This is a genomic window from Metabacillus rhizolycopersici (assembly GCF_020075705.1).
In genome coordinates this window covers 12,215-33,032 of record NZ_JAIQUM010000049.1, presented here as the reverse complement: position 1 = coordinate 33,032, position 20,818 = coordinate 12,215, and the positions used below count along the sequence as shown (strand labels likewise).

Here is a 20,818-nt window from a genome sequence, read left to right as displayed (position 1 = left end):
GAACAATAATGCTAAGATTAAAAAACGTGAGGTGACAACTCCTTTGACAGTTCCACAGCATCCATTAAGCTTAATAACAAAAGTATACAGAGAAATTTTCCCGATCGTTCACCTTTTTACAAAGTACTGGAAAGAGCAGGCTGAAAAAATCCCCAATAGAGAACTTAGAAAACAAGCGATTAGCAGCATTGAGCATAAAAAGTTTCATTGTGAAGGTGGAGGGATTTTAGCCATCATCTCGGGACCATATAAGAAGCAATGTATCGAATTTATTGTTGCGTATCAAACGATAAGCGATTATTTAGATAATCTTTGCGATCGAAGTACCTCATTAGATCCAGTTGATTTTCGCATGTTACACAAATCGATGCTCGATGCACTAACAGTTGGGGAACCATGTAAGAATTATTATCAATTTAGGGAAGATCAAGATGATGGCGGGTATTTACATGACCTTGTGCAAACATGTCAAAAAGTGTTAGCTAACGTAAAACATTATCCTATCATTGCAAAGTATTTACTTGAACTCTCAAATTATTATTGTGATTTGCAAGTTCATAAACATGTAAAAAAGGACGAACGTGTTCCAAGACTGGAAGATTGGTTTGAACGCCATAAGATGAACATACCTGCTATGGAATGGTATGAGTTTTCCGCGTGTACAGGATCAACTTTAGGAGTTTTTTGCTTAGTAGCCTATGCTTTTCAAGAAGGCTTTGAAGAAAATCAGGCAATTCAAATTAAAGATAGCTATTTCCCTTATGTTCAAGGACTACATATTTTACTTGATTATTTAATTGATCAAGAGGAGGATGAAATTGGGGGCGATCTGAACTTTTGTAGTTACTATGCATCAGATTCAATGATGTTGAAGAGGTTAGCACATTTTGTTGAAAAGGCTGATCACCATCTAACCGGAATTCCTCATGAAAATTTCCATAGGCTAATTAATCGAGGTTTGTTAGGTTTATATTTATCAGATGATAAAGTAGCTACGCAAAAAGAGCTAAATAAATTAGCAAAAAGGCTTATTAAATTGGGAGGAAAAACCTCTTTTTTCTTTTATTTTAATGGAAGAGCATATAGAACATTTCAAAAGATTTCATGGAAGAAAAGCTCATAATGTTAAGCAAGTCTTTTTTATCTGAAATAACGGAATAGATTTTTATACGAAAAGAAGTCCAATTTCATACAAATTGGGCTTTTCTTACGGAGTATTGACATTGACAAATTCTAAAAAAAGAGTATAGTTACCTATAGTAACAGTTATCTAAGGTAACTTTTCGGAGGTGTATTAAGTGCAAGGTTTTTTTAAACGGTATTTAGGAGTGTATCGACCACTCATTACAAGATTGAATGAATTATTAGCGGGATATGATCTTTCTTATTCTTTATGGCAGGTGATTGTGTATGTGGAAAACAATGGTCCTGCTACTCTTGTCGATATTTCAAGTCATTATAATGTGGAAAAACCAACCATAACTAGAAGGGTTCAGCGTTTAGAAGAAAGTAAGCTGGTGAAGCAAATTGCTAGTAAGGACCGCCGGGAAAAAATCATTCAGTTAACTAAATTAGGTGAAGAGGTTTATAAAGCGTGTCGTAAAGATATCACGGAGTTGGAAAAAAGCGTGATGGAAGGTATTCCTCTGGAAGAGCGAGTTGCTATTTTCGAAATACTACCCAAAATACAAGAGAATATTATGAATAGAGGCGAAGGACAAAATGAATAAAGAGCGATTGTGGACGAAGGATTTTATCATTGTTTCCTCTGTCAATTTTTTCTTAACGTTAATCTTTTATTTATTGATGGTAACCATTGCTGTTTATGCAGTAAATGAACTTGATGCTACGCCAAGTCAGGCTGGGCTTGTAACGGGAATTTTTATTATTGGGACATTAATTGGACGGTTGTTTATCGGACGCTATATTGATGTGATTGGACGTAAGAGAACACTGTATATCGGTGTGATCTTTTTTACTTTAACGACCCTATTATATTTTGTGAATTATGGTATTACCTTCTTACTAATTAATCGATTCGTACATGGTATGACACTTGGAATCGCTAGTACAGCATCGGGAACAATTGTAGCTCAAATAATCCCGGCAAAACGAAAAGGGGAAGGCATTGGTTACTTCAGTATGAGCGCGACGCTTGCGACAGCGATTGGTCCATTTATTGGACTATATATGAGCCAGCACACAAGCTTCCAAATGATTTTTGGTTTCTGTCTTGCTATTGGAATCATTAGTTTGATAACAGCAAGCTTTGTGCATGTGCCACCACTTCCAGTATCAACAAAAGCATCAGAAATAAAAGGATTTAAGCTCTCAAATTTTATTGAGCCAAAGGCACTGCCAATCGCAGTCATTACTCTGATCGTAGCCTTCTGTTACTCAAGCGTGCTTTCTTTTATTACTTTTTATGCAATTGAAATTGACCTGGTTAATACAGCAAGCTTCTTTTTCCTCGTATATGCAGTGTCTGTTTTAGCATCACGTCCATTTACAGGGCGATTAATGGATATGAAGGGTGCGAATACAATTATGTATCCGGCTTTTATCATTCTTGGAGCTGGAATGCTGTTGCTAAGTGTCACCGAAACGAGTATGACATTATTATTAGCAGGTGTACTAATTGGTCTTGGCTTCGGAAACATGCAGTCATGCACACAGGCGGTTGCAGTGAAATTGACTCCTGTTCATCGGATGGGACTGGCAACGTCAACCTTCTTTATTTTCCTTGACGCTGGACTTGGCTTTGGTCCATATTTACTTGGCTTCATCATTCCGGTAACCGGTTATAGCACGATGTATGTCATTACGGGTGTTGTGACCTTGGTCACGGCTGTTCTTTATTACTTCCTACACGGTAAAAAAGAACGTACAGCTCGGGCAAGTGTCAGCGCTTCTGCCTCAGTGTAATTCTAAATGAATGAAAGAATGGTATAATTCCTTCCTTTTTTGGAGGGGATTATACCTTTTTTGTGTATAGATACTATTCATTTAAATGAAATTCGTTGAATTGCGCATAATAAGAAGAAAAATACGTAAAGGAGATTCAAACAATGTCAATAAATAAGCTAGTAGCCCCTTTAATGTTATTTCTTTTTTTATTCAATACACCAACATTTGCAGTAGAAACAATTGGTACCTTCAAAATGATTGATGATAAAAATAGGACGATTATTTCAAAGGAAGTTTCGTTTCAAGAAGGAGAAACATTGTACGACGTGACCAAAAGGGCGTTTGACATAGAAGAATCAAAAGGGAATATTATTACAATTAATGGCATTCACTCGATTCCGAATAAAAATATCCATTGGGCTGTTTTTATTAACGGGAAATTTATAGATCTAAGTTTAAATGAAATCTCACTATATGCAAACGATCATGTCGTATGGGCTTTGAGAAATTGGGATAATCAAGAAATATTAAAATGAATAGCAAAAATTAGATTAATTATTTCGTTCTTATTGGTCAGTAAAACCCGCACCATAGAGCTTCTGATAAATCACATTGAAGCGAAGATATAAAAAGCTAACGGAGACCCGATAACCATCAGTGAGGGAAATGAAGAACTTACTGATGGAAGTCTCAGCTTTAATAATTGACAAAATGATATCATAATGATAGTGTACATCTGTTGTTTTGATGAATAAACAGTAAGGGATTTGAAATAACACTTGATTTGGGCATTGGATAATATATAGTATAAAAGTGAATTTATTAAGTACATATCGATAAAAATTTGGACTGTAATCACTTTACTATGCATATATGTGTTACTTTTTTATGAAAATGTGTTACTGGTGACAAAGTCTAATAAATTAAGGGTGGATGAAGGATGCAGGATTCAACATTAAAGAGATTTGGAGTATCAATGGAAGGGAATTTACTTCGAAAGTTTGACCATCTAGTCAAACAGAGAGGCTATGAAAATCGTTCTGAAGCAGTTCGTGATCTTGTCCGTGATGCCCTTATTCAACAATCGTGGGAAGATAATGAGCAAATTGTTGCTGGGACTATTCTCTTATTCTATAACCATCATCAACGAAATTTGCTTGAAGAACTGACAAACATTCAGCATAGTATGCACGATTTAGTTCTAGCAACAACACATTTTCATTTAGATCATACGAGCTGTCTTGAGCTTATTGTCGTAAAAGGAAAAGTGAAAGATATTCAAAAGTTCAGCAATAGTCTGACTAGTTTAAAAGGTGTGGAATATGGAAAGTTTACAGTGGCTCCAGTCGAGCAAGTTTGATTGAGATTTTCGATGTAAGCAACATATGGACGATAAAAGACATGTTCTAAAAGGTTCCACATTTTCCAACTAGATTGATAAGGGTATTTACTAAAACCTAAGGTAAGTCTCGCTTTATAGGATCCATAGCATTCGTTTAGTTTTTTCCCGTATGTTATGTTGCAGCTATAGACCGAGAGTTTGATTTAGGTTTTAATTCAATGTCGGGTACGGTTGGCCAAAGATAATAAAGAAGAATGGAAACGTGTTAGGAAGGTGAGAAAAGTGTTAAATAAGAAGGTTGGGATCTTTATTTTGTGGAAAAGTTTACGAATGGCATCATTATTAGTGGCCATTTGCTTTATTTCCTTTCTACTAATAAAGAACTCTCCAATTGATCCAATTCAAGCCTACATTGGTGCTGATATGTTGAAGGTAGGGCCAGAACAACGGGAGAAGATAGCCGAATATTGGGGATTAGATGAACCGGTTATGGTACAATTTTTGAATTGGGGTTCGGCTTTGATAGCAGGTGATTTAGGAACATCAATGATCTATCGCCGTCCAGTAGCTGAAATTATTGGGGAACGGTTTCTAAATTCTCTTGTCCTTATGATCACAGCATGGCTGTTATCTGGATTGATTGGTTTTGTTATGGGCGTTATTGCGGCGATGAAAAAGGATACTATTCTGGACAGAATGATTAAATGGTATTGTTACACACTTGCCTCGACTCCGACCTTTTGGATGGGGCTTCTGGTGCTCATTATTTTTGCTGTATGGCTCGGCTGGTTTCCGGTCGGACTGGGGGTCCCTGCTGGCGTACTTGCACAAGACGTCACAATCTTAGATAGAATAGAGCACATAGTACTTCCAGCAATCACTCTTAGTATTGTAGGTGTTGCGAATGTGGCTTTACATACACGCCAAAAATTGATCGATGTATTAACAAGTGATTATGTTTTATTCGCAAGGGCGCGAGGTGAACGTGGTTTTATTTTGTTCTTTCGCCATGGATTGCGGAATATTGCTTTGCCTGCGATCACCCTCCAATTCGCTGCTTTCAGTGAATTATTTGGTGGAGCAGTGCTTGCTGAGCAAGTTTTTTCATATCCGGGTCTCGGGCAAGCTACAGTAGAAGCGGGACTAAGAGGCGATGTTCCACTTTTATTAGGATTAGTTATTTGTAGTACTTTATTTGTTTTTGTAGGAAATTTAATTGCTGATTTAATCTATTACGTAGTAGATCCAAGAACAAGAGAGGGGAGAATGTTATGATATCTAACCTCAAAGAAAGGAATCGCTTTTTTCTTAATCAAAGACAAAAGACGCTACTAACAATAATAGTTGCCGTTGTATTTTTACTCTGTGTTATATTAGGAAGTTTTCTCCTTGATGAAGGGCGGATTGCAACGAATCTTAACGACCGGAATTCCCCTCCATCTTTAGACCATCTCTTTGGGACAGATTGGTTAGGAAGAGATATGTTTACACGAACGATTATGGGGCTAGCCTTAAGTATGGGAGTCGGATTAATTGGGGCAATTGGCAGTGCGTCAATTGCTCTTATCCTAGGTATGGCCGCTGCAACGTTCGGGAAATTAGCAGATCGATTCATTTCGTGGCTTATCGATCTATTTTTAAGTGTGCCACATCTTGTAACCCTAATTCTCATTGCGTTTACATTAGGGGGAGGATTTAAAGGGATTGTCATAGGAATTGCCCTAACGCATTGGCCAAGTCTTGCTCGTATTATTAGGGCAGAAGTGATGCAAATTCGTTCTACAGAATTTGTACAAGTATCTCAGAAATTGGGGAAATCTCGTTGGTGGGTTGCTGCTCAACATATTTTCCCACATATTATTCCACAAGTATTAGTAGGGTTCTTGTTATTATTTCCACATGTGATTTTACACGAAGCAGCAGTTACATTTTTAGGATTAGGGTTGTCTCCCCATGAGCCTGCAATCGGCATTATTTTGTCAGAATCTATGAAATACTTGTCTTCTGGTATGTGGTGGCTTGCCTTCTTTCCTGGGCTTTGTTTGTTGATTGTTGTGCGGACATTTGATACGATTGGCGACAAACTTCGTATACTCATAGATTCTACAAGAGCTCATGATTAAATCGAAATATTACGTTTTTTAAGAGACCAGAAAGTATAAGTTTTTTGACTTAGTTTTTGTGTCCAGTGCAAGCGTCCAGCCCCTCTTGGGTCTAAGCCACTTTTGAATTGAAGGCAAAGTACACCTTCTATTCAAAAGCGTCTTATTTGCCCGAGGCTGAACAAGGCGCTTGCGCTTTTCTTTATGGGGAGGTTAACAGATGCCTATACTTGAAGTAGAAGATTTATCGATTTCATTTCAACAATATACAGTAGGACTAAAACAAAAAAATCATCAGGTTATCTCTAGTTTAAACATTTCTCTTTTTGCTGGCGAAATCCTTGCGGTTGTGGGAGCAAGTGGTTCAGGAAAAAGTTTGTTAGCTCATGCTATTTTGGGTATACTCCCAAGCAATGCGATTATGAGTGGAACAATGAAATATGCTGGAGAAGAACTTACTTTAAAGCGACAAATTTCCTTACGTGGGAAGGAAATCGCACTTGTTCCACAATCTGTAAATTATCTTGATCCACTTATGCGTGTCGGAAAGCAAGTTCGCACATCGGTAAATGATGGAGATGCGGTACTAGCACAACGGAAGGTTTTTGAAAGGTATCATCTGAAACCAGATGTTGAGAACATGTATCCCTTTCAACTTTCTGGAGGTATGGCGAGAAGAACCTTATTATCTACGGCAATGGTAAGTGGAGCAAAAGTAATTATTGCGGATGAGCCTACACCAGGACTTGATCCAGTTGTTATAGACGAAGCTTTAAATAATTTTAGGGAGTTCGCAGATAATGGCTGTGCAGTTATGCTCATTACCCATGATATTGAATCAGCTTTAAAAATTGCTGATAAAATTGCTGTATTTTATGCAGGCACTACGGTAGAAGTAGCTCCTGTTGATAACTTTACAGGTGATGGTGAATTATTACGGCATCCATATAGTAAGGCTTTATGGAGGGCATTACCACAAAATGATTTTATCCCAATTCCAGGCTCGCAGCCCCATCCAAGTTCTTTACCACCAGGCTGTTTGTTTGCGCCTCGTTGTGAAAAGGCTACTCCCAAATGTGGACTAGCACAACCAGAAATGCGAAAATTGCGGGATGGAATGGTGAGGTGTATCCATGCAACTTGAAGCAAAAGACATTAGCTTTCGCTATGGGAATGGACCATGGCTATTTCAAGGAATCAATTTTACTCTTGAGCCAGGAGAAGTTGTTGGACTCACAGGACCGAGTGGACGTGGGAAAACAACCTTTTGTAAAATATTAGCAGGATTAGAGAAGCCTGTAGAAGGTAGAATTACGATTGGCGGATCTGTAATATCGAAGAAAGGGTATCAGCCAGTACAATTAGTTTTTCAGCATCCAGAAAAAGCAGTAAATCCTCACTGGAAAATGAAAAAGGTTCTTGGTGAGGCAGGGCGGATTGATAGTGAGTTGCTATCGTCCTTAGGAATTGAGGAGGAATGGCTTACACGCTGGCCCAATGAGTTGTCTGGGGGAGAGCTGCAACGTTTTTGTGTTGCGCGTGCGTTAGGATCAAAAACAACATTTCTTATTGCGGATGAAATGACTACTATGCTTGATGCAATTACACAAGCTCAAATTTGGCATGCCGTATTGGAAATCGCCAAAAAGAGAGAGATGGGAATCATCGTGGTGAGCCACGAGGCTAAGCTAATGCAAAGGCTTTGTCATCGTGTGGTTGAATTTAAATAATATTAATGAATCGTCTATAAAGATCAGATTTCTTGACTTCCGCTATCGTATTATTTTGTAAACGATCCGATAGGAGGAGGTTGGTGAAGTCTGGTCTTTTTTAAAAGATAAGAAAGCGAAAATTTTTTGTTTTTATTTTTATGTCCTGCGTTACTTTTTTAAAAATCAGCGAATGCTCGATTCATGATGATGATGTATAATGACTTGAAAATTGAACAAACTACTTGAAGGTAGCGATATAAGGAGTGACGGGATTTGTTGAAAAAGTAATGGTTTTCTTGTCTGTCCTTGTTCATCTCCTAACATTGTCCGGGTGCACACCTTCTAGAATGATTCAGATAATAACAGGTAAAACGGAAGAAAATAATAAACACATTGATATAAGAATGAGTGACGTTTCATGTATCTCACATTTTCCCACCATCTATCTGAGTACTACATTCCTTGAAATAAGGTGAAATAGTTGATTTGGTTATTGGTCCCAATTTTTATCTGGATAATTGCCTTATTAATCATGGCATTACCTAAGCTTGTAGATGAAAAACTCCATAATATAAAAGTGAAACTTAACGTACAGGCTGAATTAGCAAAACACTCAAATCCTGATGAAAGTATGTATAAAAATGTAGAGAAGAATATGTTAGAAATGATTCCTATTCAATCCCTGTACTTAAGTAGCTCTTTAATAGGCTCTATTTTAATCGTTATTGGTACATTAGTGCTTTGCATTGTTTTATTATTAGCGTAGTAATTCAGACCAGTAAGGTTTGAATTATTTAGCGTTTTTTCGTTTTTAGGATGGAATCTATTATGCTAGATAAGCACTAATAAAATATTGGAGGTTTTAAGATTGTTTGAGAATTTCGAAGTCAAGCATTTGTTTGAAGATCAAGTTCATGAACGGCACCAGTTCCAGCTAAACATTGCAGGCGATAGTTACCAAGGAATTTTTCACGAAGGAGAAATTAAGTGGTTCCATCCGCAGCCTCATAATAAACTTGATGAGGATCATCTTCAACAAGTTGAAGAAAAGGTTCATGACGTCATGCAAAAACTTATACATTGATCATTTAAAGTAAGCAACCGATGCATTAGGTGCTAAACAATAAAATGACATAAGAAATGACGTATGCGTTGGCATATGTCATTTCGTTATTATACGAAGAATTTTCGAGCATGTTGAAGCTTATTGACAGCAAAATGTTAACGTTTTTGATTAAAACTGAATTGGTTTTCTTATAAAATAGGACTCACTTTTTAAGCAGCTATTCCCAAGCTCTTTTGTTGAGCCCGTTAAGAAACTGATTAAAATACATTCCAATTATGATTAATCGCTTAAAGAAGATCGATCATGAACGGGAACTAGGAAAAAGGAGGATGACAATAACGAAAGAAGGTCAAATGTGCCCGCTACCCGGGAAAAAAGACGAATGCGGTAACGAAAGAAGTAGAAAAGGTGTCCGATACCTAAAAAAGGTAATTTCGTTAATGAAAAGATACAAAGACAGCCTTTCATCCGGAATTATAGCAGGGGGAGAACTTTTCTTGCGCCTAAAAAAATCCATGTGACAATAACAAACGGCATTGTTAAGGTAGGTAGTCCAAATGGTAAAAGCCATGAGCTAACACTTGCTGTAGCGAGTACGGTTAAACTAGCTGCAATGATTCCAGATAATAAGGCAAAGCGATTCTCTTCATTTTTATAAAAGGTTGATACAGCTATTATTGTCAAAATTGCATTGTACCCGTAAAGCCCGATAAAAATCAACGAGTGTTCCCCACCTAGTCCATACGAAGTGATGAGGGAAACGGCATTTCCTAAAATGGCATAAACTCCAATCTTCCAATCGGCCCAAAAGACTGCAAGAAAGAGGAGGGCTCCAGAGATGGGATTATCTAAGAAAAAGATTTGACTAACCCCATTAAAACTTCCCTGTATCCAATTGACTTCACCTGCTATGTCTAATTCCCATTGGGCTAAACTTTGAGGAACTAGTTCTGGAGATAGTGTAAATGCTGTCAATCGATATGAAACAAGAAGCATAAACCATGTCGTCAGGATAAAGGGGAATGTTAAGATTGGGAGCTCCATCTTTTTCATTAAATGCATCATAGAGGCCGTGAAAATGGCCGTTATCGCAGCACCCGCTAATGCTATTATCCAATGAGAAGGCCCACTTAAAAATAATGCTAACGCCATTCCAGTTAGGACGGAGTTATACCCGAATAAACCCTGATTCAAAATATCTTCATCTGCACCTAAGGATTTACCAATAAGTGTACCAATGACGGCTGATAATAGAGTTATGATTCCTAATAATATAGATGAAATAGATATCGCTAATAGAATAATGAATCCAGTAATCACATTTTCAATTAGTATGACTTGGGAGATTCCTTTTAGTGATGTTTTCAACAAAAAAACGAAGTTATTTTCTTGTGATGTGATTTGATGTTTCATTTCCATAATACCTTCCCCTTTGTTTCTTCCGTAATTTAAAAAGCATCCTTAGTCTTTGTATTATTTCCATAAATACACATGAAGAAATTTATCCCACTCTTAACGGGCAGTAAGACCCCGACCTCAGGATTGTGAGTGTATAAAGAAGATAGGTGGGAGATGAACTGCCCGTAAAGGTCCGATAAGTGTGAACTAACCATCAGTGAGGGATGAAAGAAAACCTCCACTGATGGAAGTCTTCTTTATATTTCTCATTTCCTTTAAGGTCAAAAACTTCTTAGATTATTCTGTTTACATCATCTTAATGTTTGTGATGGGAAAATAATTGTGAACTAAACGGATAAATTTAACATAATATGGGTAAATTTATCTGATGAGTAGTCAATTATGAATATAGAAAAAACAATTCAAATAAGGAGGGTTTTCCATGCAATTGTTACCTCGTGAGATAGACAAGCTCATGATTGTAGTCGCTGCAGATCTTGCAAAACGGCGAAAAGAAAGAGGCTTGAAATTAAATTATCCAGAAGCGGTTGCACTCATTACATATGAAGTACTAGAAGGTGCACGTGATGGAAAAACAGTCGCAGAATTGATGGAGTTCGGTACAACGATTTTATCGAGTGAAGATGTGATGGAAGGTATCCCGGAGATTATTTATGATATTCAAGTAGAAGCAACGTTTCCTGATGGTACAAAACTAGTAACGGTTCATAATCCAGTAAGATAAAAGGTGTAGGGGGCATACTCAAATGGAACCAGGACAATTAATTTTAAAAGATGAAGAAATTATTATTAATGATGGAAGAGTTATAAGCAAGGTATTTGTGACCAATACTGGTGACCGTCCCGTACAAGTTGGGTCGCATTTTCATTTTTATGAAGTCAATGAAGCACTTCACTTCAAAAGAGATGAAGGATTTGGTAAACGTTTAAATATTCCTGCAGGTGCTGCAGTGCGTTTTGAACCTGGCGATGAAAAGGAAGTAGAGCTGGTTTGTTTCGCTGGGGAACAGCGAGTTTATGGATTTAATAACAAAACAGATGGCTCGGTCGAAAGCGGGTGCAAAAAATGAGTTTTAAGATGTCGAGAAAACAATATGTTCAAATGTATGGTCCAACTACCGGTGATGCTATTCGGTTAGCTGATACGGACTTATTCATCCAAGTTGAAAAAGATTATACGACATATGGTGAAGAAGTCGTATTTGGCGGCGGCAAGGTTATTCGCGACGGTATGGGACAACACCCACTTGTAACACGTGATGATGGGGTCCCAGATGTTGTCATAACAAATGCTGTCATTTTAGATTATACCGGAATTTATAAAGCAGACATCGGCATCCGTGACGGAAAAATTGCTGGGATTGGAAAAGCTGGTAACCCATTAATAATGGATAATGTTGACATTGTTATTGGAGCATCGACAGAAATCATTGCAGGAGAGGGCATGATTGTCACTGCTGGAGGAATTGACACACACGTTCATTTTATTAATCCTACTCAAATTGAAACTGCCCTTTCTTCTGGACTTACAACGCTAATAGGAGGAGGAACAGGTCCTGCTGCAGGTTCAAAAGCTACAACGGTTACGCCTGGGGCATGGAATATTCATCGAATGCTAGAAGCGGCTGAAGGGTTACCGATAAATGTTGGCTTCTCTGGAAAAGGACAAGCTGCAGCAGAAGAGCCACTTGCAGAACAGATTCGTGCGGGTGCAATCGGCCTGAAAGTCCATGAAGACTGGGGAGCTACAACTTCTGCACTTGATTATTCGTTACGAGTTGCTGATAAATATGATATACAAGTAGCGGTTCATGCTGACACCTTAAATGAAGGTGGGTTTATGGAAAATACAATGGCAGCTATTAAAGATCGGGTCATTCATATGTATCATACAGAAGGTGCTGGTGGGGGGCATGCTCCAGATTTAATTAAATCAGCAAGCTTTATGAATGTTCTTCCATCATCGACAAATCCTACTCTGCCCTATACGGTCAATACAGTAGATGAGCATTTAGATATGTTAATGGTTTGTCATCATTTAAATCCATCTATTCCAGAAGACCTTGCTTTTGCTGATTCGCGTATTAGAAAAGAGACCATTGCAGCTGAGGATATCCTTCAAGATATGGGTGTATTTAGTATGGTTAGCTCAGATGCCCAAGCAATGGGACGGGTTGGCGAAGTGGTTTTACGGACGTGGCAAACGGCGGACAAAATGAAAAAGCAACGGGGAGCAATGCAAGGGGATAGCGAGTTTTCTGATAACAATCGTGCAAAGCGATATGTAGCAAAATATACAATCAACCCTGCAATTACCCATGGAATTTCTGAGTATGTCGGTTCTGTAGAAGTAGGGAAAATAGCTGATCTTGTCATTTGGTCACCAGCATTTTTCGGAGTGAAGCCGGAAATGATTCTAAAAAACGGTTTGGTCGTGGAAGGTTTAATGGGAGATGCGAATGCATCGATTCCAACCCCACAGCCGGTTATTTATCGACCGATGTATGCACAAGTAGGAAAGGCTTTGTCAAAAAGTTCAATCACGTTTATTTCACAAGCTGCTTTTGATGATAAAGTCCACGAAAAACTAGGATTAGAAAAAATGATCCTGCCTGTCGGTGGGATTCGAAAATTAACGAAAAAGGATATGAAGTTAAATTCAGAAACTCCTGACATAACCGTTGATCCACAAACGTATGAGGTGAAAGTAAATGGGGAATTAATCACGTGTGAACCTGTTGAAAAGGTACCTATGGGACAACGATATTTCCTGTTTTGAGGTGAAAGTATTGATAGTTGAAGAAGTTGTGACAAATATTGAAAATATGAAAAAAGCAGAAATTGAAAAACGGCATATTGAAAAGGTATATCTTGAAAGTGCTCATCTAGTAAAACGTATTCAAAGGGTTAAAACAGACCATGGCAAAGAAATTGGGATTCGTTTAAAAAGTCCTCGTGACCTCGTTGCTGGCGATGTTTTATATATGGATGATAAAAATATGATTGTAATAGACGTCGTATCAGATGATCTATTGATTATTTGTCCCCGTAGCTTAAATGAAATGGGAACGATTGCCCATCAATTAGGAAATCGTCATCTTCCTGCACAGTTTGAAGAAAATGAGATGCTGGTACAGTATGATTATCTTGTAGAAGAATTATTGCAGGAGCTTCAAATTCCTTATAGACGAGAAGATCGGAAAGTGAAACAGGCATTTCGCCATATAGGACATAGTCATGGATAATTCTATTCTTTCATTATTTCAATTATGTGACTCTAACTTTCCAACGGGTGCGTTTAGTCATTCATATGGTCTTGAAACGTATATTCAAGAAGATATCGTGCGTGATTCCGCAACGTTCTTACAATGGCTTCGTGTTTATTTAGATGAGCAGCTTATCTATTCAGATGGGCTAGCTTGTCGCATCGTATATGAAGCGTTAGAAAAAGAAGATTTTCAAAAGGTGTGGAAGTTAGACCGTATGTTGAACGTCCAGAATCTACCGCGTGAAACGAGAGAAGGGACGCAAAGAATGGGAGATCGTATGTTAAACCTAGTGGAATCTTTATATGAGATACGTGCCCTTTCGTTATACAGAGAACGTCTAAAAATGAAGCAGTCTTTTGGCCATCCGGCAATTGTTTTTACGATGGTTGGGCATCATCTTGGTGTATTAAAAACATCGACAACGTTATATTATTTGTATTCTTGCATTTCAAGTCTTGTTCAAAATGCTGTCCGCGCAATTCCACTTGGTCAGACTGCAGGGCAAAAAATTATTCAGGAGTTCCAGGGTGCACTAGTTGCTGCAACTGAAAAAATTCAGCACTTGGATGAAAGTGATTTTGGGATTGTTTCACCTGGGCTTGAGTTAGCACAAATGAAACATGAACGGGTAAATATACGTATTTTTATGTCTTAATCATAGATTATTTTCTGAGGGAATGTTTCTTTTAACAGAAAGAAAGGAAGTGCTTTTTATGGGACCAATTAAGATTGGCGTAGGGGGACCTGTTGGGGCTGGAAAAACAATGTTAGTCGAAAAGTTGACACGCCAGTTGAATGGTGAAATTAGCATGGCTGTAGTGACGAACGATATTTATACAAAAGAAGATGCTAAATTTTTAATGCAAAATGGTGTGTTACCAGCAGACCGAATTATTGGTGTTGAAACAGGTGGGTGCCCCCACACTGCAATTCGGGAAGATGCTTCAATGAATTTTGCCGCAATCGATGAATTAATCGAGAAGCATCCAGATGTCCAACTAATTTTCGTTGAAAGTGGTGGTGATAATCTTGCCGCTACATTTAGCCCAGAACTTGTTGATTTTTCCATTTATATTATTGATGTCGCCCAAGGTGAAAAAATCCCCCGAAAAGGTGGGCAAGGGATGATTAAATCTGATTTATTTATCATTAATAAAACAGATTTAGCACCTTTTGTTGGAGCAAGCCTAGAAGTAATGGAAGCAGATACAAAGGTTTTCCGTGGGGATAAACCGTTTGTGTTTACAAATTTAAAAGATAACACAGGGCTAGACAAAGTGATCGACTGGATTAAGCAGAATGTACTTTTAAAAGGATTGGGTTAAGATGGCGGACTGGACTGGATCTTTACGATTAGAAGTGGAGGATAAAAAAGGGAAAACCATTCCAAAAAATGTGTATTTCCAGGGCGCGTTTAAAGTCATGCGACCGATTTATCATGATGATTCTGGTCAGGCTTGTTATTATCTTTTAAACCCAGGTGGAGGCTATTTAGATGGAGATCGTTACCAATTGGAAATTTCATTAAAGGAACGGGCCCGTCTAACGTTAACGACACAATCGGCAACGAAAATATATAAGACACCTAATCAACCTGTGTATCAGGAAACTGAAATAACGCTTAAAGAAGGAAGTTATTTAGAATATATTCCTGATCCACTTATTGCCTATCAAAATGCACGGTATAAACAAAAAAATATTATACATATGGATAAAAGCGCTACGTTGTTATATTCCGATATCCTTACGCCTGGGTGGTCTCCTAATGGTGATCGATTTAGCTATGACATGCTTCAATTAATGAATGAAATTTATATGGAAAATGAGCTAGTGGTTTATGATCATATAAAATTAAATCCGGGATCTCAAAATATGACTGCTATTGGTTTCATGGAGGGCTATACACATTTAGGCTCAATGATTGTTGTGGGAGAACAGACAAATAGTGAGTTGTTAGATCAGATCTATTCTTCGATTGATCTGAATACAAAGGAATATAAAATTGGCTTATCGTCCCTACATGTACCAGGGTTTACTGTCCGGATTTTAGCGAATTCGACACAAATGATTGAAAACATATTTGCAGAATGTCATCGTATTATTTGTCGAAATTGGTTTAATACAACCCCAAGCTTTTTAAGGAAATATTAATGCTTTTGGTCATTAATATGTTTTTTATTTTACCGATCATTAAAAATTAAATTAATTTTAAAGGTTATAAATATTCAAAAATTTGTTGACAATTGGTGATAATCCGTGTAGGCTATGAATTAACAAATAATTAAATATGTAACTTTCTTATCCAGAGAGGTGGAGGGACTGGCCCTTTGATACCTCAGCAACAGACCTTTTATGTACTGTGCTAATTCCAGAAGCTAGACGCTTGAAGATAAGAAGAGTAATAGCCATGTTGCCAAAACCTCTTCTTGTTTATAAGAAGGGGTTTTTATTTTATCTATACAAAGCAATTGGCAAATACTGTTGTTACATGAAGATTTGAAGGAGGGAAGTCTTTATCACGTAGTGCGGGCAGTGACATGTCAAGTACATTAACGAAAGCACTATTTACAGTAATCTTAATATTCAAGCAATAGGTGCTAAAAGCAGGTAAGTATGAGGCTTTTAGCTAAAAGGGAAGTCGGTGTAAATCCGACACGGTCGCGCCACTGTTATGGGGAGCCACCTATCGTCAACCACTGTTTCATTATGAAACGGGAAGGGATAGGAAGCGATGAACCTAAGTCAGGAGACCTGCCTGTTGTATGCACTTATTACCTACGCGAAAATAGGGAGGAGTGATAGTCATATATGTTAAAACTAATTGTTAGTCTTAACTTTAGTTTCCTATGTCTATCATTAAATCTCTCTTTATTGCAAAGAGAGTCTTTTTATTATGGCGATAAAAATGAAATGGGGACACGACTATGAGTATAAAAAGTTCAAATTTAGGTTATCCAAGAATTGGCGAAAACCGCGAGTGGAAAAAAAGTTTAGAATTGTTTTGGGCAGGAGAAAGAACTGAGGCACAATTTACGAGTGAGATGGAACAAATTCGTCTTTCACACTTACGGAAGCAACAAGAAAAAGGAATTGATCTCATTCCTGTCGGTGACTTTAGTTACTATGATCATGTATTAGATACAGCTGTAATGTTTGGACTCATTCCTACAAGATTTAAAACAGAAAAGCAGCAATTATCACTTCAAGCTTATTTTGAAATTGCTCGGGGCAGTAAAGGAAAAGTCGCATCAGAAATGACAAAGTGGTTTAATACAAATTATCACTATATCGTACCTGAGTTAGAAGATGCGAAGCCTGTGTTAACGGAAAACCGTCCATTAAAATTGTATAAAGAAGCAAAAGAAAAATTAGGGATTAGTGGAAAACCAGTCATCCTTGGCCCAATTACTTTTTTAACATTATCAAAAGGATATGATAAGCAAAAGCGTAATGAATTGTTACAAGCGCTAGTGCCTCTGTACATCGAAGTATTGCAGCAATTAGCAGAAGCTGGTGCTGAGTGGATCCAAATCGATGAACCAATTTTAGTGAAAGAAGTTGATAATGAGGTCGTACGTGAACTTAATGAGGTGTATAAAGCGTTTCATGATGCAGTTCCGAATGTGAAAATCATTCTGCAAACTTATTATGAAAGTATTGAGCAATATCAAGCGATTGTTCAATTGCCAGTTGCGGGAATTGGCCTTGATTTTATTCATGATGATGGCCTGAATTTAGCCCATTTACAAACGTTTGGCTTCCCGAGTGATAAGGTATTGGCAGCAGGAGTCATTGATGGACGAAATGTTTGGAAAACAAATTTACATGAACAAGCAGCACTCATTGAAACATTAACAAATGTGGTTGATGAACATCGCCTCATTATCCAGCCGTCATGCAGTCTACTACATGTTCCTGTGACCGTGAAAAGTGAACAAAACCTAGAGACTGTTGTCAAAGATGCGTTATCTTTTGCAGATGAAAAATTGGATGAAGTGGTTTTGTTGACACAGTTTGTTAACCATGTAGTAACCAAGAATGAGCTATCTGAACATGATCTGGCAGTAAAGAATTTAAACGATTCACCACTTCGTAATGTAAAAGCAGTCCATGAAGCTTTAGCAAATATACACAGCGATGCGAAGACACGTATCGATGCAAGTGAAAGAAAAAAGTTACACGATGACCGTTGGAATTTACCATTATTGCCAACAACAACGATTGGTAGTTTCCCACAAACAAAAGAAGTGCGTAAACAACGTCTAAAATGGCGAAAAGGTGAATTATCAAATGAACAATACGAGCAATATATTCAAAATGAAATTAAAAAATGGATTGATATTCAAGAAGAAATTGGTTTAGATGTTCTTGTCCACGGTGAATTTGAACGGACAGACATGGTTGAGTTTTTTGGTGAAAAGCTAGCAGGTATTGCGATTACTACGTTTGGTTGGGTCCAATCATATGGTTCACGTTGTGTACGCCCACCAGTTATTTTTGGGGATGTTGTCTTAACAGAACCGATGACAGTTAAAGAAACGCTTTATGCACAGAGCTTAACTTCAAAACCAGTGAAAGGTATGTTAACAGGCCCTGTGACAATTTTAAATTGGTCATTCGTGCGAAATGATATAAGCCGTATCGATGTCTTAAATCAAATAGCACTAGCTATTCGTGAAGAAGTAGAAGCATTAGAAACAAACGGTATCGGGATGATTCAAGTCGATGAGCCAGCTATACGAGAAGGATTGCCATTAAAACAAGAAAAAGCAGATGGTTATTTAAAATCGGCTGTTGAGGCGTTTGTTTTATCAACATCTTCTGTACAAGAAGAAACACAAATTCATACTCATATGTGTTATTCGAACTTCGAAGCGATCATTGAAGCAATCGATGCGCTTGATGCAGATGTCATCTCGATCGAAACATCAAGAAGTCATGGTGAATTAATTCGCTCTTTTGAAGACTATCTGTACAATAAAGGGATCGGACTTGGCGTGTATGATATTCATAGTCCACGTGTACCAACATCGGAAGAATTATCGCAAAATATAGAACGTGCCCTAAAAGTATTAGATTATCGTTTATTCTGGGTTAACCCTGATTGTGGTTTAAAAACTCGTGGTATTGAAGAAACGGTTGCAGCATTAAAAGTCATGGTTGAAACAGCTAAACTTTATCGTGAAAAGCTTGAAGTTGAGCAGAAGGTAAATAATTAAGTAGAAAAATAATAGATTGATAGATTTGATATCGAAAACAACGACTAACAAATAAGTAACAGAAACACCGGAGCTAATGATCCATTTGTAATGGGAGTGCTCCGGTGTTTTTATTTTTAATATCAGAATTTATAAGTTTTGGCTTCGAGAATTGTCCAGCGCAAGCGTCCGTCCCCGCTGATCAAGGCGCTTGCGCTTTTGTTCTTAGCACTTTTCAATCGCAACAATAAATGGTGGATTATTTTGCTTGTTCAGGAATTGATAGTGCAAGACATGCGCAATACGTGGATCAAGCGTTTTGACAAAGTCCATCAGGTTATCTCGCTCAACTTGCCCCTCTTGGTGGCCATGATAAATAACGATGACGATGATACCTTCTGGTTTCATAATTTCTAAAAGCTGTTCAATCGCTGAGATTGTTGTTTCCGGAATAGTGACAATCGTTTGATCTCCACCTGGTAAGTACCCGAGATTAAAAATTGCTCCAGATACAGTTCCGTGTAGGTGAGTAGGTATCGTTGCTTTTATGTGCTGATGTCCTTTTTGATGGATAGTTACATGTTTTTCTACTTGCTCTGAATGTAAGCGGATCGTCGTGTTTTTAACTGCTTCTTCTTGAATGTCAAAACCAAAAACATATCCTTTTGCTCCGACTAGTTTGGCTAAAAAAACGGTGTCATGACCATTCCCGATTGTCGCATCAACGACAATGTCACCTTCTTGTACTGCTGCTTGAAGAAGTTGTTTTGCGAATGGTAAAATCCTTTGAAGCTTCATGTCAGTTTGACCTCTTTTTTACGATGAAATTTTCCTTGATAGCTATTACGTCTTTTTAGTTCAGCATCAATTGAATTTAATACATTCCACTTATTGACGCTCCACATCGGTCCAATCATTAAATCGATGGGGCCATCTCCTGTAATGCGATGGACAATCATTTCTGGTGGAATGATTTCTAATTGATCACAGACAAGAGTTACATATTCCTCTAAAGATAGGAAATCGAGTTTTCCTTTTTCATACTGTTTTACCATCGGTGTCCCTTTTAATAAATGTAAAAGATGAATTTTTATTCCTTGAACGTCTAAGTCTGCCACAGCTTTTGCAGTTTCCATCATCATTTCGTTATTTTCTAACGGTAATCCGTTAATAATATGCGAGCATACACGAATACCATGTTTCCGCAGCTTGTTTACCCCTTCTACATAGCTATCAAAATCGTGAGCACGATTAATAAGCATGGCTGTACGTTCATGAACAGTTTGCAAGCCGAGCTCAACCCATAAATACGTACGTTCATTTAAATCAGCTAAATACTCGACTACATCGTCAGGAAGACAATCTGGACGAGTGGCAATTGATAGACCAACGACACCGTCTAATCCCAATACTGACTCATATTTCTCTTTTAGTACGTCAACAGGTGCATGAGTATTTGTGTAGGCTTGGAAGTAAGCCATATATTTTCCGTCTTTCCATTTTTCATGCATTTTATTTTTAATTTCATTGAATTGTGTGAAAAGGTCATCGGCCCTGTCACCCGCAAAATCCCCAGATCCCGCTGCACTACAAAAAGTACAACCTCCATGTGCTACAGTACCATCGCGATTTGGGCAATCAAATCCACCATCCAAAGCAATTTTAAAAACCTTATGACCAAATGTATTTCGTAAATGATAATTCCATGTATGATAGCGTTTGTCGTCAGATGCAAACGTGAATGGATTTGTCTGATTCAAATCAGTACACCTCCTAAATGTGTTTTTAAAACTTACAAAAATT

Annotated in this window: 22 protein-coding genes and 2 riboswitches; of the genes, 19 read left to right on the top strand and 3 right to left on the bottom strand. The window is 37.7% G+C overall.

Going from position 1 to position 20,818, the window contains the following annotated elements:
- Positions 1–43: 43 nt before the first annotated feature.
- The 11 genes from tbcS to K9V48_RS18640 all read left to right on the top strand — a co-directional run bounded on the left by tbcS (position 44) and on the right by K9V48_RS18640 (position 9,147).
- On the top strand, positions 44–1,123 hold the full coding sequence (gene tbcS, locus K9V48_RS18690) for a tetraprenyl-beta-curcumene synthase (protein ID WP_224140688.1): 1,080 nt from the start codon (positions 44–46) through the stop codon (positions 1,121–1,123).
- Between the two features lie 175 nt (positions 1,124–1,298).
- Complete coding sequence (locus tag K9V48_RS18685) at positions 1,299–1,730, top strand: MarR family winged helix-turn-helix transcriptional regulator (protein ID WP_224140687.1); 432 nt, start codon at positions 1,299–1,301, stop codon at positions 1,728–1,730.
- A complete protein-coding gene (locus K9V48_RS18680) occupies positions 1,723–2,925 on the top strand; it encodes an MFS transporter (RefSeq protein WP_224140686.1) in 1,203 nt (400 codons plus the stop codon). Before K9V48_RS18685 ends, K9V48_RS18680 begins: the two co-directional genes overlap by 8 nt.
- Positions 2,926–3,068: 143 nt before the next feature.
- Positions 3,069–3,443, top strand: a complete 375-nt coding sequence (locus tag K9V48_RS18675) for a DUF4430 domain-containing protein (protein ID WP_224140685.1) — start codon at positions 3,069–3,071, stop codon at positions 3,441–3,443.
- A 404-nt stretch (positions 3,444–3,847) separates the two neighbouring features.
- Positions 3,848–4,267, top strand: coding sequence for a nickel-responsive transcriptional regulator NikR (nikR, locus tag K9V48_RS18670; RefSeq protein WP_224140684.1), 420 nt, complete (start codon positions 3,848–3,850; stop codon positions 4,265–4,267).
- 264 nt (positions 4,268–4,531) lie between these two features.
- Positions 4,532–5,524: an ABC transporter permease gene (locus tag K9V48_RS18665; RefSeq protein WP_410429590.1), complete on the top strand. Its 993-nt coding sequence runs from the start codon at positions 4,532–4,534 to the stop codon at positions 5,522–5,524.
- A complete protein-coding gene (locus K9V48_RS18660) occupies positions 5,521–6,372 on the top strand; it encodes an ABC transporter permease (RefSeq protein ID WP_224140683.1) in 852 nt (283 codons plus the stop codon). Before K9V48_RS18665 ends, K9V48_RS18660 begins: the two co-directional genes overlap by 4 nt.
- Positions 6,373–6,571: 199 nt before the next feature.
- A complete protein-coding gene (locus K9V48_RS18655; protein ID WP_224140682.1) occupies positions 6,572–7,495 on the top strand; it encodes an ABC transporter ATP-binding protein in 924 nt (307 codons plus the stop codon).
- Entirely contained in the window at positions 7,485–8,081 is a 597-nt protein-coding gene (locus tag K9V48_RS18650; RefSeq protein WP_224140681.1) for an ABC transporter ATP-binding protein, read from the top strand. The genes K9V48_RS18655 and K9V48_RS18650 overlap by 11 nt, the downstream gene beginning before the upstream one ends.
- Positions 8,082–8,544: 463 nt before the next feature.
- The gene (locus tag K9V48_RS18645; protein WP_224140680.1) at positions 8,545–8,829 is read left to right on the top strand and encodes a hypothetical protein; all 285 of its coding nucleotides are present in this window, start codon (positions 8,545–8,547) and stop codon (positions 8,827–8,829) included.
- Between the two features lie 102 nt (positions 8,830–8,931).
- Positions 8,932–9,147: a DUF5342 family protein gene (locus K9V48_RS18640; protein WP_224140679.1), complete on the top strand. Its 216-nt coding sequence runs from the start codon at positions 8,932–8,934 to the stop codon at positions 9,145–9,147.
- Positions 9,148–9,603: 456 nt separating this feature from the next.
- Here the strand turns inward: K9V48_RS18640 and K9V48_RS18635 are convergent, their stop codons facing one another.
- Positions 9,604–10,548: an urea transporter gene (locus tag K9V48_RS18635; protein WP_224140678.1), complete on the bottom strand. Its 945-nt coding sequence runs from the start codon at positions 10,546–10,548 to the stop codon at positions 9,604–9,606.
- Between the two features lie 421 nt (positions 10,549–10,969).
- Between K9V48_RS18635 and K9V48_RS18630 the strand changes: the two genes are divergently transcribed.
- The 8 genes from K9V48_RS18630 to metE all read left to right on the top strand — a co-directional run bounded on the left by K9V48_RS18630 (position 10,970) and on the right by metE (position 19,036).
- Entirely contained in the window at positions 10,970–11,272 is a 303-nt protein-coding gene (locus K9V48_RS18630) for an urease subunit gamma (protein ID WP_224140677.1), read from the top strand.
- A gap of 22 nt (positions 11,273–11,294) precedes the next feature.
- Positions 11,295–11,618, top strand: coding sequence for an urease subunit beta (gene ureB / locus K9V48_RS18625; RefSeq protein ID WP_224140676.1), 324 nt, complete (start codon positions 11,295–11,297; stop codon positions 11,616–11,618).
- Complete coding sequence (gene ureC, locus K9V48_RS18620) at positions 11,615–13,327, top strand: urease subunit alpha (RefSeq protein WP_224140675.1); 1,713 nt, start codon at positions 11,615–11,617, stop codon at positions 13,325–13,327. The genes ureB and ureC overlap by 4 nt, the downstream gene beginning before the upstream one ends.
- A 10-nt stretch (positions 13,328–13,337) precedes the next feature.
- Positions 13,338–13,793, top strand: a complete 456-nt coding sequence (gene ureE / locus K9V48_RS18615; RefSeq protein ID WP_224140674.1) for an urease accessory protein UreE — start codon at positions 13,338–13,340, stop codon at positions 13,791–13,793.
- Positions 13,786–14,472: an urease accessory protein UreF gene (locus tag K9V48_RS18610; protein WP_224140673.1), complete on the top strand. Its 687-nt coding sequence runs from the start codon at positions 13,786–13,788 to the stop codon at positions 14,470–14,472. The genes ureE and K9V48_RS18610 overlap by 8 nt, the downstream gene beginning before the upstream one ends.
- A 58-nt stretch (positions 14,473–14,530) precedes the next feature.
- Positions 14,531–15,142, top strand: coding sequence for an urease accessory protein UreG (gene ureG, locus K9V48_RS18605; RefSeq protein WP_224140672.1), 612 nt, complete (start codon positions 14,531–14,533; stop codon positions 15,140–15,142).
- Position 15,143: 1 nt separating this feature from the next.
- Entirely contained in the window at positions 15,144–15,968 is an 825-nt protein-coding gene (locus K9V48_RS18600) for an urease accessory protein UreD (protein WP_224140671.1), read from the top strand.
- Between the two features lie 144 nt (positions 15,969–16,112).
- A riboswitch (SAM riboswitch) is annotated at positions 16,113–16,213 on the top strand.
- A gap of 179 nt (positions 16,214–16,392) precedes the next feature.
- Positions 16,393–16,590: riboswitch (cobalamin riboswitch) on the top strand.
- A gap of 151 nt (positions 16,591–16,741) precedes the next feature.
- Positions 16,742–19,036, top strand: a complete 2,295-nt coding sequence (gene metE, locus K9V48_RS18595; RefSeq protein ID WP_224140670.1) for a 5-methyltetrahydropteroyltriglutamate--homocysteine S-methyltransferase — start codon at positions 16,742–16,744, stop codon at positions 19,034–19,036.
- A 204-nt stretch (positions 19,037–19,240) separates the two neighbouring features.
- On the opposite strand, the gene mnmM is transcribed toward metE, so the two are convergent.
- Complete coding sequence (mnmM, locus tag K9V48_RS18590; protein ID WP_224140669.1) at positions 19,241–19,813, bottom strand: tRNA 5-(aminomethyl)-2-thiouridylate-methyltransferase MnmM; 573 nt, start codon at positions 19,811–19,813, stop codon at positions 19,241–19,243.
- Positions 19,810–20,775: a tRNA modification radical SAM protein MnmL/YtqA gene (mnmL, locus tag K9V48_RS18585; RefSeq protein ID WP_224140668.1), complete on the bottom strand. Its 966-nt coding sequence runs from the start codon at positions 20,773–20,775 to the stop codon at positions 19,810–19,812. The genes mnmM and mnmL overlap by 4 nt, the downstream gene beginning before the upstream one ends.
- Positions 20,776–20,818 lie beyond the last annotated feature (43 nt).